We start from the raw sequence: 16,400 nt of genomic DNA on the forward strand, positions 1-16,400 counted from the left end.
TAAATTCAATATTCTATTATGAAAGTACAAGTAAGCAACACAAACACTCCTAACTGGCGTGATATTACTGTTAAATCGCAAGTTCCAGCAGAGTTGAACTGCCTGGCAGTCTTAGCAAAAAATCTATGGTGGTCATGGAATAGTGAGGCCAAAAACTTGTTTAAATCGATAGATAAGGATTTGTGGAAAGCGGTTCACGAGAACCCCGTTCTATTCTTGCAACGCATCGGGTACGAAAGACTCGAAGAAATCACTAAGGACAAACAGCTCATGCACGACATCAAAGAGGTGTATGATCATTTCGAAAAATATCTTCAGGTAGAGAAGCGGAAGGATGTACCGTCGATTTCCTACTTCAGCATGGAATATGGCTTGAGCCACGTGCTGAAAATCTATTCGGGAGGTCTCGGTATTCTGGCCGGCGACTATCTGAAAGAGGCCAGCGACAGCAACGTCGATATGACGGCCGTTGGCTTCCTCTACCGTTATGGCTACTTCACGCAGACCCTCTCGATGGACGGTCAGCAGATAGCCAACTACGAGGCCCAGAACTTCAACCAGCTCCCCATCGAGCAGATGACCGAAAAAGACGGCCGTCCTATGGTACTCGAGGTTCCCTACCCCGGCCGCATTGTCTATGCCCACATCTGGCGCGTGAATGTAGGCCGCATCAAACTCTATCTGCTCGACACCGACCTCGACTCGAACAGCGAATGGGACCGCTCCATCACCTACCAGCTCTACGGCGGTGACTGGGAAAACCGTATGAAACAGGAGTATCTGCTGGGTATCGGCGGTATCTTGATGCTGAACAAGCTGGGTATCAAGACCGATCTCTACCACTGCAACGAGGGCCATGCTGCCCTGCTGAATGTACAACGGTTGGTAGACTATGTACAAAACGAACATCTGAAATTCGGCGAAGCCCTCGAGGTAGTGCGTGCTTCGTCGCTCTATACGGTACACACGCCGGTACCTGCCGGTCACGACTACTTCGACGAGTCGCTCTTCGGCAAGTACATGGGTGAGTTCCCCGCCAAACTGGGCATCGAATGGAAAGACCTGATGAACATGGGTCGCGAAAACCCCGACACCAACGAGAAGTTCTCGATGAGTGTATTTGCCTGCAACACCTGCCAGGAGGTGAACGGTGTAAGCTGGCTCCACGGCAAGGTATCGCAAAAGATGTTCCAACCCATCTGGAAAGGATACAGCCCCGACGAACTGCACGTAGGCTACGTAACCAACGGTGTACACATGCCTACCTGGGCCGCTTTGGAGTGGAAAGAGTTCTATGTAAAGACCTTCGGTCCCGACTTCATGGATCACCAGTCCGACCCCAAGATGTGGGAGAAGATTTACGACGTAGACGACGAAATCATCTGGAATATCCGTCAGACGTTGAAAAACAAATTCGTGAAATTCGTGAAAGACGACTTCCGCGAAACCTGGCTGAAAAACCAGGGCGACCCCTCACGCATCGTTTCGGTTCTCGAGAAAATCAACCCCAACGCCCTGCTCATCGGCTTCGCCCGTCGTTTTGCCACCTATAAACGTGCACACCTGCTCTTTACCGACCTCGACCGTCTCTCCAAGATTGTCAACAACCCCAACTACCCGGTACAGTTCATCTTCTCGGGTAAGGCTCACCCCGCCGACGGTGCCGGCCAGGGTCTGATTAAACGGATTGTCGAAATCTCGCGCATGCCTGAGTTCCTGGGCAAGATCATCTTCCTCGAGAACTACGACATGAAGGTTGCCAAACGGCTTATCTCGGGTGTGGATATTTGGTTGAACACGCCTACCCGTCCGCTCGAGGCATCGGGTACGTCGGGCGAAAAAGCCGAAATGAACGGCGTGCTCAACTTCTCGGTACTCGATGGCTGGTGGTACGAAGGTTACAAAGAGGGTGCCGGCTGGGCGCTGACCGACAAACGCACCTTCCAGGACCAAGGACAGCAAGACAAACTCGATGCCGCTACCATCTACTCGATGCTCGAGAACCAAATCGTTCCTCTTTACTTCGCCAAGAACAGCAAAGGCTACTCTCCCGAGTGGATTCAATACATCAAGAACTCGATTGCCAAGATTGCTCCCCACTTCACCATGGAGCGCATGTTGCACGACTACATCGACCGCTTCTACCTGAAAGAGGGCAAGCGTACTCACCTGCTCAAGGCCGACAACTATGCCAAAGCCAAAGAGATTGCCGCCTGGAAAGAGGAGTTCGTATCGAAATGGAACGACATCGAAATCTGCTCGGTATCGATTCCCGACGGTCTGCTCTACAACCCCCACGTAGGCGAAGAGTATGAGATGACAGTCGTTCTCGACAACAAGGGCTTGGGCAACTGCCTGGGTGTAGAACTCGTCATCGCCAATGCCGAAGAGGGCAATACCGAACCGTACAAGACTCTCGAAATGAAACCGGTACAGACCGATGGCACCAAGGTGACTTACAAGTTGCGCTACCTGCTCAACGACTCGGGTGTATTCCGCTACTCGTTCCGCATGTTCCCCCAGAACCCCGACCTGCCCCATCGTCAAGATTTGGCATACGTCCGCTGGTTCTAATCGGAGTCGTCGTGGAGAGAGGGACCACACTCTGCTTCGCATGAGGGCGGCTCCCGACCAACATTCTCCCGACCCTATACCATCTATCGCCAGATTCCCGCACGGGAGTCTGGCGATCTGTTTTTGTTAAAGCTCGTTAAGTTTTTCGTCTCGACAAACATTATTTCCACACATGCGTTTTATCCCCAAACTACTACTCTGTATATCAAGATGACCCGGCGTCGAGACGACAGGCAATGCCCCGTCCCTGCACCGAGTCATCTTTTCCCTCTTACCGTTAAAATAAATCGTGCGAATTTCGTATCTTTGCACAAAGCAAATATCGCAAAGCAAACATAAACCTCATGAGCGAACAAAATTCACTACTGGAAAAATTAGAGGGATTGCTTATCCGATTTCAAGAAATAGGGACTCTCATCACCGACCCTGCCGTCATAGGCGATATGAAACGGTATGTAAAACTCACCAAAGAATACCGGGAACTCGAAAAAATATCGGAAGCAGCCAAACGCTATAAACAACTGCTGAACGGAATAAACGAATCGAGACAGATACTCGACAGCGAAAACGACCCCGAAATGCGCGAGATGGCCAAGGACGAGCTCGAATCGTGCACGGCCCAACTGCCGCAACTCGAGGAGGAGATAAAGCTGCTGCTCGTACCGGCCGACCCCGAAGACAGCAAAAACGCCATCGTCGAGATACGTGGCGGAACGGGCGGCGACGAGGCTGCCATCTTTGCCGGCGACCTCTTCCGCATGTATACCAAGTATTGCGAGACCAAGGGGTGGAAGACCGAGGTAAGCAGTTACAGCGAAGGTGCCTCGGGCGGTTTCAAAGAAATTATCTTCACCGTGACAGGCGACAACGTGTACGGCACCCTCAAGTATGAGTCGGGCGTACACCGCGTGCAACGTGTACCGGCCACCGAAACCCAGGGGCGCGTACACACCTCGGCCGCCACGGTAGCCGTGCTGCCCGAAGCCGAAGAGTTCGACGTAGAAATCAACGAGGGCGAAATCAAGTGGGATACCTTCCGCTCGAGCGGTGCCGGCGGCCAGAACGTGAACAAGGTAGAATCGGGTGTGCGGCTGCGCTACAACTGGAAGAACCCCATTACCGGCGTGACGGAAGAGATACTCATCGAGTGTACCGAAACGCGCGACCAGCCCAAGAACAAGGAACGGGCCCTCTCGCGGTTGCGCTCGTTCATCTACGACAAGGAGCACCAGAAATATATCGACGACATCGCCAGCCGGCGCAAGACCATGGTATCGACGGGCGACCGGTCGGCCAAGATTCGCACCTACAACTACCCGCAGGGACGCATCACCGACCACCGCATCAACTACACCATCTACAATCTGGCAGCCTTCATGGACGGCGACATACAGGACTGCATCGACCACCTCATCGTGGCCGAGAATGCCGAACGAATGAAAGAGAGTGAATTATAATCTGCATAAATAGAATCTTTATGAGTTATCTATCCATAGACTCTTTACAGAAAGTTCTAAGCGAACAGGTATTCTTCCATACTAAAGATGCTAAAAAAGCAGCTGGGAGAGCGTTAGGAACCATGATAGAAATCATTTCCTACTATTTGTTAAACGAGTGGGGACTAAATGATTCTATCTCCATAGAAAGAGGATTACCTGAATATGGGAACCCTTCTATTACTCATAATGTAGAGTTCACATTACATCCTTTATTACAGACACAAGAGGTCTTTGTGGCAAACCATCTACCTTTAACGTCCTCCAAAATATTAAAAATAATCAACCTAGGAGATGAATTTACTACAAAGAGTAACTGTTTATTAGATAAAAATCTAACTTTAAGGAATGCTTGTAATATTGCAGAAAGTTCGAATATGCTTGTCCTATCTACTATCACAGACATAACAGATAGTATTATTTCTGTAAAGGTAAACATCCAACATCAAAAGCCCTATGCGATGTTTGAATGCAAGCGTGTAGGAGTAGAAGAAGGAAACAAAAAAGGGCCACAAACAATTGAAAAAGCAAAACAGGGGGCATACGTAGCACAAAACACATCTTCACTTCAAAAAATCCGTAATGAAAAAGGAGAAAAATATGGTATAATATATGATAATAATAAGCCTATCATACAACCCTATTCAGACCTATTACACTCCATTATCATCAGCAAAGAACATGAAAAATTACTGAAAAACTTTACATTATCCGTTGGAATTGTAAGTAATCATGGTAACTGGTTTACTTCTGAAAATCCAAATAAAGAACTAAAGGTACTCGCTCAATCCTATGATTGGCTACTGTTTTTATCTGATTTAGGCCTGGCTCAATTTATCACAGATTTATTATTATCACCAGCTCCACAATACGAATCGATAAAAACATCTTTTTTAGATTCTTACAAAGAAGGTAAAAAAAGTAATATTTTTACTAAAGTCAAAATGAATTTAGCAGCTCATATGGCATTATGTCACTATTTTCATTCTCATATCAATGAGATTGAAAACTGGTTTAACATTATCTCTCCTCAGAATGCCTCCATTATGACATTAAAAAATGAGCTCTACATTCTTAGAGATAAAAACTGGGAGGAAATTGTATGACTGCTGGACGAAAAGTAAATACACAGAGCCAAAGTTGGTGTACTCCACCCAAATACGTAAACGCAGTTAAAAGATTTTTTGGCGGGACAATAGATTTAGATCCTTGTTCTAACTCCTTTTCCATTGTACATGCAGAAACCGAATTTAAATTACCTGAAACAGATGGGCTAAAACAACAGTGGAATTATTCTACTATCTATATTAACCCTCCTTATGGAGCAGATAGGAATAGAGGTACAACCATAAAAGACTGGTTGGCAAAGTGCGCATTATCACATAATTTATATAATTCAGAAATAATAGCCCTTATTCCCGTAGCGTCCAATACTACACATTGGAAAAAATTTGTATTCGGACAAGCTTCATCTATTTGTTTTCTATATGATACCAGACTTCGTTTTTTGGTGGAAGGAGAAGATGTTGGGAAAGGCGCTCCAATGGCTTGTTGCCTTGTGTATTGGGGCAATAATATCCAAAGATTTTTTCACTATTTTATTGAATATGGTGCCGTTGTAGATATTACTCCTTTAAAAGGAGAAAAGATAGGGATAGAGCATTTGATTATAAATCAAACTATTTTTGAACCCGACAAACCATATATCACTTCTAAAGACTTAATATACAATCAATTAACATCATCAATAGATTATCCTATCCAGTTAGCTACAGACGAATTGAAACAAACTTTTGGCATAGACTGTTACATCTCTGTCAAGAAATACTGTATCGGAATCATCATCAAATCAATATCAACTATAAACAACTATTCACAAATAGAAAAGAGGTTAAACGAATATCATCATTTCATAGAAAAATACAAAGGAAATGTATTCTTTGTTTTCTTTAGAAACGATTTGACAGGTAAACAACAAATTGTAAACCTCGAAGTTATAGAAGAAATCCAAAAAGAAATTGCATATTTAAAGAACTCTTCAATATGAATAAGAAACAGCTATTCGAGAATATCAAGCGGAAAAAATCTTTCCTCTGTGTGGGACTGGATACCGACATCCAGAAGATTCCCGAGCACCTGAAGTCGGACGAAGACCCCATCTTCGCCTTCAACAAGGCGATTATCGACGCCACGGCCGACCTCTGCGTAGCCTACAAGCCCAACCTGGCTTTCTACGAGAGTCTGGGCGTGATGGGCTGGACGGCCTTTGAGAAAACCGTCAGCTACCTGCGCGAGAACTACCCCGACCAGTTTATCATCGCCGACGCCAAACGGGGCGACATCGGCAACACCTCGGAACTCTATGCCCGCAGTTTCTTCTGCCACCTCGATCTCGATGCCGTGACCGTGGCTCCCTACATGGGCGAAGACAGCGTGAAGCCCTTCCTCGGCTACCCCGACAAGTGGGTCATTCTGCTCGGCCTCACCTCGAACAAAGGGTCGCACGACTTCCAGCTGACGACCGACGCCAACGGCGAGCGCCTGTTCGAGAAGGTGCTGCGCACGGCACAGACCTGGGCTACCGACGAGCAGTTGATGTTTGTCGTGGGTGCCACACAAGGCCAACTGTTTGAGGATGTGCGCCGCATTGCCCCCAACAACTTTCTGCTGGTGCCCGGCGTAGGCGCCCAGGGCGGCAGTCTCGAAGAGGTTGCCAAGTACGGAATGAACAGCGAGTGCGGCCTGCTTGTTAACTCATCGCGCAAAATCATCTACGCGGCCAACGACGAAACCTTCGCCCAAGCTGCCCGCGAAGAGGCCCTGAAGGTACAATACGAGATGGAACATCTGTTGCACAGCAAGGGATTACTCTGATTTTTAAAGAAAATAGCATTTAATAGTAAAAAGATAATCGATTTTTACCTAAATTTGCCAAACGGAAACGAGTTACATACTAAATATTAAACGATATGCAAACTATTGACAATTACAATTTTGCCGGTAAAAAGGCATTTGTACGCGTAGATTTTAATGTTCCCCTCGACGAGAACTTTAACATCACCGACGACACTCGTATGGTAAAGGCTTTGCCTACGTTGAAAAAGATTCTGGCCGATGGTGGCAGCCTCATTATCGGTTCGCACCTGGGCCGTCCCAAAAAAGGTCCCGAAGATAAATTCTCTCTGCGTCACATCGTAGCTCACCTGAGCGAACTGCTGGGCACCGAGGTTAAATTTGTCGACGACTGCGTAGGCGACAAGGTAAAAGCTGCTGCCGCTGCCTTGAAACCGGGCGAAGTGCTGCTGCTCGAGAACCTCCGCTTCCACGCCGAAGAAGAGGGCAAACCCAGAGGCTTGGCCGAAGATGCCAGCGACGAAGAAAAAGCTGCTGCCAAGAAAGCTATCAAAGCCAGCCAGAAAGAGTTTACCAAAGACCTCGCCAGCCTGGCCGACGTTTATGTAAACGACGCCTTCGGTACGGCTCACCGTGCTCACGCCTCCACGGCTCTGATGGCCGAATACTTCACCCCCGAAAACAAAATGTTCGGTTATCTGATGGGTAAAGAAGTTGCTGCCGTAAACAAAGTGATGAAAGAGATGGTTCGCCCCTTCACCGCCATCATGGGTGGTTCGAAAGTTTCGTCGAAGATCGAAATCATCGAAAACCTGTTGACCAAAGTCGACAACCTCATCATCGCCGGTGGTATGACCTACACCTTCACCAAAGCTCTGGGTGGCAAAATCGGTAACTCTATCTGCGAGGACGACAAACTCGACCTGGCTCTCGAACTGATTGAAAAAGCCAAAGCCAACCACGTGAACCTCGTGCTGGCCGTCGATGCCAAAATCGCCGACGACTTCTCGAACGACGCTCACACCGACTTCTGCGACGTAGACAAAATTCCCGACGGTTGGGAAGGTATGGACATCGGTCCCAAATCGGAAGCTCTGTTTGCCGACGTAATCAAGAAATCGAAAACCATCCTCTGGAACGGTCCGACGGGCGTATTCGAATTTGAGAACTTCACCTCGGGTTCGCGCGCTGTTGCCGACGCTATCGTAGAGGCTACGAAGAACGGTGCCTTCTCGCTCGTTGGTGGTGGTGACTCGGTTGCTTGTATCAACAAGTTCGGTCTGGCCGACCAGGTTTCTTACGTTTCGACCGGTGGCGGTGCCCTGCTCGAAGCTATCGAAGGTAAAGTATTGCCCGGTATCGCCGCTATTCAAGGCTAATACCCTGCTTTATAAACTATACAGAAGCATCTGGAGAAGATTTTCTCCGGATGCTTTTTTTATGGGGTTATCCCATGCAAGCATAAGCATCAAACCCAATCTCACCCCAGCTCTGTACTCGAAGACAAAAGAGGAGAATCGGATACGGAATGCTATGTTTTCAGCAATTATCCTACATTTTTTTCACGAAAACGATGGAAATCCTATAAATTTTCCATACCTTTAGCCACCGAGATATTATCATAGGGACTTATTCATTGTATCCGAGACTCAATCTGTTTATCGTCATACCCCCTCATTACGCATACCATGAACAAAATCGAACTGAAGAAAGAAGCATTAACATCGTTGAGCGCCAGCGGCACCCTGTATCAGGAGGGGCGCTATCACGAAGCCCTCGATATGGCCGAACGGGCTTGGAACTGCTACTTCGAATTGCAGAAGTTGCGCGATCTCGACGAAGACTATACCGACCTCATCTATACTGCCCGTACCCAATACGAACGGTGTAAAGAGGCTATCGACCCATCGGACGACAGCACTCCCACCCCCAACCTCGAAGAGGAGTATGCGACAGTCCTGGAATGGCAAAGGGAGGGCGAAGCCGGCGACTATCAATCGGCCTTGAATGCGGCCGACTGGTTTGCCAATCCCGACCACTGGAGTTTCCTGCACGAGAGTGGCATGACCGGCAGCGAATACCTCACCCGCGCCTCGCAACTGTACCAGTCGGTAGTCGACGACGAAAAAATCTGGCCCGAATACCGCGCTCTGGCCGCCTATCGCATAGGCAGGATGTACATGCTACCCTTGTACGGGAATGTCGATATGAGCCATGCGCTGCAATATCTGCGATGGGCCGCCGAGCAGATGCTCGACCTGGAGCACCGCACCGAACGGCTCTTATTGGCCATACTCCAGTCGATGGTCAATGCCGCCACCTACATGGGCCATATTCCGCAAGCATGCCGCTATGCCGCCATAGCCCGCGAGAATGGTGCCGACATGGGCATATTCGATGCCGTGGCCCGCTACGGTTTCCGACACAAGGAGAAGATGGCCGGCGAACTGCTCGAGCAGATGATTGCCGACGGTACGTGGGAGGGATTGCTCATCAAGGGACAGAACCTGCTCAACGACTGGCTGGCCGATATGGACGACCCCGACAAGGATGCCCGGATGGCCGAGTATGCCGACTTGCTGTCGAAATATTACGACGAGCATTCCGATGCCGAAGAGAGCTACGAGATTCTCGGGTTGGTATTGATGAACTACTTCCTCAGGAACGGCATGAGCTTCTTCGACGACAACCTGGTAGACTACATGCAGAAGGGTCTCGACGCCGGCTCGCTGTGGTGCCGCTACTACATGGGATGGATTTGCGACATAGCCTCGGAAATCGTGAGCAAGGAGGGTGACCACGAACGCGCCGACAATTTCCACAAGACAGCCCTCTCGCAATATTGCCTAGCGGCCAACCGAGGGCACCGACTATCGATTATCGCCTATCTGAACATGCTCAAGGACGACCAGGCCGACCCCGAACTCATCGCCAGCTACGAGGCCGTTGCCCGTCAATACGATTGTGAAATATAATTTGCTAACTCCCTAACTACACTCAACCATGGCTCAAGAAATAGACGGCAAAATTTACCAGGTTGCCGATTTGGAAGAGATACGACGCCAACAACTCGACGTGTTGCAGAAAGATGCCGGCAATGCCGATGCCATCGTCGAACTGGTTTGTGCCGATGCGCTGCTGTGCGAAGAATACATCATGGATTTCGGCCCCTCTTGGAAAAACGCCGCTTTGTGCCGGGAGATTGCCAAATACATCCCGGCAATTATCGAGGACGAAGAGAAGCGGGTAATGGCCGGGAACGTATGCCACCGGGCCCGAATGGCCCTATATGACCACCCGCGCCTCAGCCTGCGGCTGATGGAACTCGAGCGCGAGGCCATCGAAGGAGTCGGCGACGACCGGGCCGAAGACCTGGAGATGGGCATCGACCCACTCAATGCCGAAATCACACGCTACGCGCTCAACATCATGGCGGCCGACCAGAAACGCTTCGACGATATTGAGGAGGACGGCCACCTGCGCAAAGACCCCATAGAATGGACGGCCGAATATGAAGAGGTCATTGCGGAAGCCGACGAGAAAGCTCACGCCCTGCTGGCCGACGAACCTCGCGGCATGGGATTCTGCTTTGTCTATTGGCCCACGCTTCAACGCATTCTCTTCCAAGACTACGGCATCCGCTGGCGCTCACCGGCCGAGATGAACCCCGGTGTCATATTCGATTGACCGGCAAACCGGATAGAAACAGGACTCTCTTCGTGGTAAGGGGTAAAGCCGAGATTCCTTATCGACAACAACCGGGAACAGGCCACTCGGGAAACCAAGATTCAGGTATGAAATACCGTAAATCGTATACAACCCAAGCGGGAAATACCCTCTATTTTTGTACTCGAGAAAAGGGACTCGAACCCACCCTTCACTCATGGAGAGACAATGAATACGAAAAATTTTATCATTACCCTGTTTTTAATTCTGTTTGCAATGACTACGATTCAAGCACAAGAGAACGACAAGACGTTTGCACCGAGCGACCGGGTAACGGTCGAGCGTGTAGAGTTCAAGAACCGGTTCGGCATCACACTGGCCGCCGATATGTATATCCCCAAAAACGCCGAGGGCAAGATGCCGGCCATCGCCATATCGGGCCCCTTCGGTGCCGTGAAGGAGCAGGCCTCGGGTCTCTATGCCCAGACTCTAGCCGAACGCGGATTCATCACCCTGGCATTCGACCCCTCCTACACGGGCGAGAGTAGCGGCGAGCCCCGGTATGTGGCTTCGCCCGACATCAATACCGAAGACTTCAGCGCCGCAGTCGACTTCCTGTCGATACGCGACGACGTGGACCCCGAGCGCATCGGTATCCTGGGCATTTGCGGCTGGGGCGGCATGGCCCTCAACGCTGCAGCCATCGATACCCGCATCAAGGCTACGGTCACCTCGACCATGTACGACATGAGCCGGGTCAATGCCAACGGCTATTTCGACTCGATGGATGCCGACCAACGCTACGCCCTGCGCCAGAAACTCAACGCCCAGCGCACCGAAGATGCCCGCAACGGCTCATATGCCTTGGCCGGTGGCGTGGTAGACCCGCTGCCCGACGATGCTCCGCAGTTTGTCAAAGACTACTATGCCTATTACAAAACTCCGCGGGGATACCACAAACGCTCGCTCAACTCCAACGGCGGCTGGAATGTCACCTCGGCCCTCTCGTTCATCAACACGCCCCTGCTGACGTACAGCAACGAGATTCGCAGTGCCGTGCTCATGATTCACGGCGAGAAGGCCCACTCGCTCTACTTCAGCCAGGATGCCTTCAAGAAACTGACCGGAGACAACAAGGAACTGCTGATTATCCCGGGCGCCTCGCACGTCGACCTGTACGACCGCACCGACATCATTCCCTTCGACAAAATCGAAGCATTCTTCCGTCAATACTTAAAATAAGGAGACAGCCATGACTCTCGAAGAATTTCTGAAACATACGGCCGAACGCAAACCGCTTTGCGGCCCCGAGATCGGACAGTTTATGAACGAGATGAGCGACGAGGCCCGGCGCATTACCTGCCAGATGAACGGCTCGTACCACACCCCCGACGAGATACGCGAACTGCTTGCCCAACTTACCGGCCAACCCATACCGGCAACGGTTCGGGTATTCCCACCGCTCTATGCCGACTTCGGCAAGAACATACACCTGGGCGAAGAGGTCTTTATCAACGACTGTTGCCACTTCCAGGACCACGGCGGCATCACCCTCGGCGACGGCTGCCAAATCGGGCACGGCGTCGTATTTGCCACACTCAACCATGGGCTCGCCCCCAAGGACCGCAAAACCACCTACCCCGCCCCTATCGTGTTGGGACGTAACGTGTGGGTAGGTGCCAACGCTACCATCCTGCAAGGGGTCACCATCGGCGACAATGCCGTAGTGGCAGCCGGTGCCGTTGTGACTAAAGACGTGGCAGCCAACACGGTTGTCGGCGGTGTTCCGGCCCGGTTAATCCATGTAATCGAAACCGAAGAGGAATCTAAAGCATAACGCGTATGAGACCGCTATTTTTGACATTGGCCCTGCTCTTTGCCGCAACCGCGTGCCCGGCCTTTACCGCGTGCGATCGCAACGACGACCCCACGACTACAATCAATACCCCGACGGGAGGCAGTAGCAACAGCAGCGACAATACCGGCAATACACCCGGTGATAACGAAGACAATGACGATAACAACGGCGACAGCCCCGAAACCACTCGAACCATGACACTGAAAATAGGAAACTCTACCTTCACGGCCACACTGGCCGATAACGCTACGGCCCAAGCCTTCGCCGCCATGCTGCCGATGAGCTTGTCGATGAGCGAACTGAACAACAACGAAAAGTATGTATACCTCGACCAGAGCCTGCCTGTTCAGGCCTCGTCGCCGGGTACCATACAGACGGGCGACATCATGCTCTACGGTTCGTCGTGCGTTGTGCTGTTCTACAAAACCTTCTCGACCTCATACAGCTACACCCGCATCGGACGGGTAGACAACCCGGACGGACTGGCATCTGCCGTAGGTTCGGGCTCGGTAACGGTACTGTTCGAACGCTAACCGAAGCCCCCGATACGCCACAAAAAAGATTGGCGGGAGAAGAGTTTCACACACTCGGTCTCCCGCCAATCTTTTTCTATTTTCATACCCACAACTACATCTGCTGTTGCAGGGTAGAGTTGTCGTTTCTCCGCTCGAGCAGTTGTCGCTTGTAATCTTTCAGCATGGCCACATCGGCTGTCTCGCCGTTCGCCCTCTTTTCAAAAAGCGAAATGGCCTTCTCTACCCACTCGATAGCAGCGTCGTAATGGTCGAACAGTTCGTTATAGACCGCCAGGTTGGCCGCAGCCATAGCCCGGTGAGTCGTGCTCTTCTGCTCCTCGTAGACATACTCCCACAGATACGAAGCCTCGGTGTATTTCTTCTGCTGCCAGAAGTCATAGGCATCTTTCAAGGCCGGTTCGGTAGAGGTGTAGATATACCGCTCTACATTATCGACATGCGGGATGAAGAGATCGCGCACCCGCTTGGAAACGCGGTGCATGGCCTCTTGAATGAAGCCGGCCGTCTGAGGCAGCGAACTGTGGGCATCGTCGGGCGTATAGCCAAACGATTGCCAGTAGACCGTATCGCTCACCATCTGGGTAGTAGGCTCGGCCTTATCGGGCCAGTAGACCCGCACCCCCAACGTCGTAGCCACCGAGAGGTCGGTCACGAACACGGTTTCGCCCATGGCATCCACCACCGTCTGGTCCACCATGTTCACGGCCATATCGGTGTGGTCTAGCGATACGACCGCCGTCTGGTCGGCTCCACCCCGTATCACGGCCAACTGTTCGGCCGACAACAACGGATAGAGACTCTTGGGCAAGGTGATGGAGTCGTCGTAGAAAATCGTAATTTCGGGGAAGTAGTGCGCATCGGCCAAGTCGAGAGCTATGCACTCGGCCAACCGATAGGTGGTGCTGTCGTGGGGAACGACCAGCGTATACTCACGCCCCGACATATCGGTATATTTGTTCCCTACCTTTTCATTGGGCTCTGCCGAATTGTTCACGACCGTCACGCGCTGGATGGTCGGCGGGAAGGTAACTTTAGCCGGTCGCCACACATCGAACGAAAGGACCGATACCGATCGGCAACCCGTCAATAACAGGGAGACCGCAGCCATTAAAAACAAAAACTTTCTCATCATAAAATCTCCTTTCCACCACAGGTTTCTCTCTACAAATGTAATTCATAACCCCGTGTTCTCGGGGCGAATCAGATACATTTAAGCTATTTTAAATGATTGGCTCGCACCCGCCGCAGCAAGGCCCGCATGCCCGGCGAACGGTCCAGATCGTTCAAGACCACGAGTTGGGCTATCATATCGTCGGCCCACTCGACTTGCCGGGCCAACAGTCCGAGAACAGCGAGCGTCCATACGAGCGTCGACACCTTTACACCGGGCTCTATGCTCCAGCTACACACCACCTCGGCCAGATGCTCGGCGGCTTTGCAGTCGGGGCGATACTCACCCCGCTCCAACAAATGGTGCATGAGGCTGCCGTATATGCGCCGTACCCCGGGATGAGCCACGCGGTCGAAATCGGATACGAACCGCCTCTTGTATGGAGCAAAAAGAGCCCGGTCCCACTCGTAAACCCACGCCACACATCGCGACGCTCGAAAGGCTTCGGCCCCCTGCCCCAACGCCATATCCATCACGGCATCGAGACTCGGGTCCCGTTGCAACAACTCGGCCACAGCCGCAGCCATCGACTCCTTTCGGCTCGGCTTTGCCACAATCGCATGCCAATCATTCTGCTCCATAGAGGTCTGTTTGTTTTCGATAAGTAAATATAGCGATTCATTTCCTTATCCCCAATAGCGCTAACAAAAATTAGAAAAGAGGGTTACAATATAAAATTCGAAATAAAATATACATAAATCGAAAATAAAACAGAAATACATTGTTTCGAATTTTTATCTTTTTTATATTTGTAGCACTTTTCAAACAAATCTAACACATGAAACGCTCGGAATTCTTAAAACTTATGGGACTCACTGCCGTTGGTGCGGCCTTTGCGCCTTCGATTCTGGCCAACGGAAAATCGGACAACGTACAACATATCGATGCCCAGATAAAAGATTTGAAAGCCTCGGTCGACCGACCGGTGACCTTTCTCGTACTCGGTGCCGGCAACCGCGGAAACGTCTACGCCGGCTATGCCAAACGCTACCCCGACTGTATGAAAATCGTGGGTGTGGCCGACATCAACCGGCTGCGGCTGGAGAACATGAGCGAAGACCACAACGTGCCTCAGGAGAACAGGTTCACCGATTGGAAAGAGGCCCTCGCCCGCCCCAAGATGGCCGATGCCATTGTGCTCAGCCTGCCCGACAACCTGCACTACGAGCCTTGCATGAAGGCTCTCGAAATGGGCTACCACATCCTGCTCGAAAAACCGATTGCCCCCACCGAAAAAGAGTGCACCGACATACGCGACCTGGCCCTGAAAAAGAAGGCCATCGTGGGGGTATGCCACGTGCTGCGCTATGCCCCTTACTTCATTGCCCTGAAACAGATTATCGACTCGGGCGAAATCGGGCAACTCATCAGCATACAGCACCTCGAGCCCATACAGTATGCCCACATGGCTCACTCGTTTGTGCGGGGCAACTGGCACAACTCGCGCGAGACGACCCCGATTATCCTGGCCAAGTCGTGCCACGACCTCGACATCATCCGGTGGCTGGTAGGCTCGCCCTGCAAGTCGATTGCCGCCTATGGCTCACTTACCTATTTCAAGCGCGAAAACATGCCCAAAGGGGCCGCCGAACGCTGTATCGACAACTGTCCTTACGAGAGTGAATGCCCCTACTCGGCTCTGGATATCTACATCAAGAAACGGCAACACATCTATGCCTTCGACCTGCCCAAGGAGCGCAGCCGGCAAGACGATGCCATCCGGCAGGTACTGCGCACCACCAACTACGGGCGCTGTGTATTCCAGATGGACAACGACCAGTGCGACCACTACGTGACCAGTATGGAGTTCCAGAACGGCGTCACGGCCAACTTCTCGATGGAGGCCTTCATGGCCAAGGGCGGACGGCGTACCCGAATCATGGCCACCCGGGGCGAAATCGAGGGCGACATGAGTGCCTTCACGGTGACCGATTTCCGCAGCGGGAAAAAGCGGGTATGGGATGCCAAGGTCGAAGAGGTCAAGACCTATGTGGGCCACGGTCACGGCGGCGGCGACCTGTGCCTGGTCCGCGACTTCATCAACGCCGTGGGCAACAACGACCCCAGCTACCTGTCGAGCCCCATCGAGGTTTCGGTCGAGAGCCATATCATGGGTTTCATGGCCGAGAAGAGCCGCCTGAGCAATCGCAAGGCAAGCATCTGAGTTCTCAATTCTACATAACCACAAAAAGAGAGAAGACCGAGGTCGTCGAACACAGACCCCGGTCTTCTTCATATAGAGACAA

General features: G+C 51.3%; 14 protein-coding genes. 12 read left to right on the forward strand and 2 right to left on the reverse strand.

The genetic code is table 11. The features are described from left to right. Positions 1–18 precede the first annotated feature (18 nt). The 11 genes from glgP to ABGT88_RS08795 all read left to right on the forward strand — a co-directional run bounded on the left by glgP (position 19) and on the right by ABGT88_RS08795 (position 12,980). Complete coding sequence (glgP, locus tag ABGT88_RS08745; RefSeq protein ID WP_346701584.1) at positions 19–2,574, forward strand: alpha-glucan family phosphorylase; 2,556 nt, start codon at positions 19–21, stop codon at positions 2,572–2,574. Positions 2,575–2,918: 344 nt separating this feature from the next. Next, positions 2,919–4,031, forward strand: a complete 1,113-nt coding sequence (gene prfA / locus ABGT88_RS08750) for a peptide chain release factor 1 (RefSeq protein WP_346701586.1) — start codon at positions 2,919–2,921, stop codon at positions 4,029–4,031. 20 nt (positions 4,032–4,051) lie between these two features. Then, a complete protein-coding gene (locus ABGT88_RS08755; RefSeq protein ID WP_346701588.1) occupies positions 4,052–5,176 on the forward strand; it encodes a hypothetical protein in 1,125 nt (374 codons plus the stop codon). Next, positions 5,173–6,117 (forward strand): DNA N-6-adenine-methyltransferase, encoded by a 945-nt coding sequence (locus ABGT88_RS08760; RefSeq protein WP_346701590.1) that lies wholly within the window; start codon positions 5,173–5,175, stop codon positions 6,115–6,117. Before ABGT88_RS08755 ends, ABGT88_RS08760 begins: the two co-directional genes overlap by 4 nt. Beyond that, positions 6,114–6,944 carry an orotidine-5'-phosphate decarboxylase gene (pyrF, locus tag ABGT88_RS08765; protein ID WP_087407750.1) on the forward strand — a complete coding sequence of 277 codons (831 nt, stop codon included), beginning with the start codon at positions 6,114–6,116 and terminating at the stop codon, positions 6,942–6,944. Before ABGT88_RS08760 ends, pyrF begins: the two co-directional genes overlap by 4 nt. Positions 6,945–7,039: 95 nt before the next feature. Continuing rightward, positions 7,040–8,302, forward strand: coding sequence for a phosphoglycerate kinase (locus tag ABGT88_RS08770; protein ID WP_087407334.1), 1,263 nt, complete (start codon positions 7,040–7,042; stop codon positions 8,300–8,302). A gap of 309 nt (positions 8,303–8,611) precedes the next feature. After that, the gene (locus ABGT88_RS08775; RefSeq protein WP_346701593.1) at positions 8,612–9,898 is read left to right on the forward strand and encodes a hypothetical protein; all 1,287 of its coding nucleotides are present in this window, start codon (positions 8,612–8,614) and stop codon (positions 9,896–9,898) included. Positions 9,899–9,926: 28 nt separating this feature from the next. Then, complete coding sequence (locus ABGT88_RS08780) at positions 9,927–10,610, forward strand: hypothetical protein (protein WP_258327466.1); 684 nt, start codon at positions 9,927–9,929, stop codon at positions 10,608–10,610. Between the two features lie 255 nt (positions 10,611–10,865). Then, entirely contained in the window at positions 10,866–11,831 is a 966-nt protein-coding gene (locus ABGT88_RS08785; protein ID WP_241147775.1) for an alpha/beta hydrolase, read from the forward strand. 10 nt (positions 11,832–11,841) lie between these two features. Continuing rightward, positions 11,842–12,426, forward strand: coding sequence for a DapH/DapD/GlmU-related protein (locus ABGT88_RS08790; RefSeq protein WP_087407329.1), 585 nt, complete (start codon positions 11,842–11,844; stop codon positions 12,424–12,426). 5 nt (positions 12,427–12,431) lie between these two features. Beyond that, positions 12,432–12,980: a cyclophilin-like fold protein gene (locus ABGT88_RS08795; RefSeq protein WP_346701595.1), complete on the forward strand. Its 549-nt coding sequence runs from the start codon at positions 12,432–12,434 to the stop codon at positions 12,978–12,980. Positions 12,981–13,074: 94 nt separating this feature from the next. Here ABGT88_RS08795 and ABGT88_RS08800 read toward each other — a convergent pair whose 3' ends face one another. Next, positions 13,075–14,115 (reverse strand): DUF6340 family protein, encoded by a 1,041-nt coding sequence (locus ABGT88_RS08800; protein ID WP_346701597.1) that lies wholly within the window; start codon positions 14,113–14,115, stop codon positions 13,075–13,077. Positions 14,116–14,198: 83 nt separating this feature from the next. After that, entirely contained in the window at positions 14,199–14,735 is a 537-nt protein-coding gene (locus ABGT88_RS08805) for a hypothetical protein (RefSeq protein WP_087407326.1), read from the reverse strand. Positions 14,736–14,932: 197 nt separating this feature from the next. Here ABGT88_RS08805 and ABGT88_RS08810 point away from each other — a divergent pair, with 197 nt between their 5' ends. Beyond that, a complete protein-coding gene (locus ABGT88_RS08810) occupies positions 14,933–16,318 on the forward strand; it encodes a Gfo/Idh/MocA family protein (protein WP_087407325.1) in 1,386 nt (461 codons plus the stop codon). Positions 16,319–16,400 lie beyond the last annotated feature (82 nt).

Source organism: Barnesiella sp. An22 (genome assembly GCF_963931395.1).
Classification (GTDB): domain Bacteria; phylum Bacteroidota; class Bacteroidia; order Bacteroidales; family Barnesiellaceae; genus Barnesiella; species Barnesiella merdigallinarum.

Coding starts and splice junctions, on each gene's coding strand:
- ABGT88_RS08785 (WP_241147775.1), top strand. CDS start 10,866: ATGACTACGATTCAAGCACAAGAGAACGACAAGACGTTTGCACCGAGC.
- ABGT88_RS08770 (WP_087407334.1), top strand. CDS start 7,040: ATGCAAACTATTGACAATTACAATTTTGCCGGTAAAAAGGCATTTGTA.
- ABGT88_RS08755 (WP_346701588.1), top strand. CDS start 4,052: ATGAGTTATCTATCCATAGACTCTTTACAGAAAGTTCTAAGCGAACAG.
- ABGT88_RS08790 (WP_087407329.1), top strand. CDS start 11,842: ATGACTCTCGAAGAATTTCTGAAACATACGGCCGAACGCAAACCGCTT.
- ABGT88_RS08775 (WP_346701593.1), top strand. CDS start 8,612: ATGAACAAAATCGAACTGAAGAAAGAAGCATTAACATCGTTGAGCGCC.
- ABGT88_RS08800 (WP_346701597.1), bottom strand. CDS start 14,115: ATGATGAGAAAGTTTTTGTTTTTAATGGCTGCGGTCTCCCTGTTATTG.
- ABGT88_RS08805 (WP_087407326.1), bottom strand. CDS start 14,735: ATGGAGCAGAATGATTGGCATGCGATTGTGGCAAAGCCGAGCCGAAAG.
- prfA (WP_346701586.1), top strand. CDS start 2,919: ATGAGCGAACAAAATTCACTACTGGAAAAATTAGAGGGATTGCTTATC.
- glgP (WP_346701584.1), top strand. CDS start 19: ATGAAAGTACAAGTAAGCAACACAAACACTCCTAACTGGCGTGATATT.
- ABGT88_RS08795 (WP_346701595.1), top strand. CDS start 12,432: ATGAGACCGCTATTTTTGACATTGGCCCTGCTCTTTGCCGCAACCGCG.
- ABGT88_RS08810 (WP_087407325.1), top strand. CDS start 14,933: ATGAAACGCTCGGAATTCTTAAAACTTATGGGACTCACTGCCGTTGGT.
- pyrF (WP_087407750.1), top strand. CDS start 6,114: ATGAATAAGAAACAGCTATTCGAGAATATCAAGCGGAAAAAATCTTTC.
- ABGT88_RS08760 (WP_346701590.1), top strand. CDS start 5,173: ATGACTGCTGGACGAAAAGTAAATACACAGAGCCAAAGTTGGTGTACT.
- ABGT88_RS08780 (WP_258327466.1), top strand. CDS start 9,927: ATGGCTCAAGAAATAGACGGCAAAATTTACCAGGTTGCCGATTTGGAA.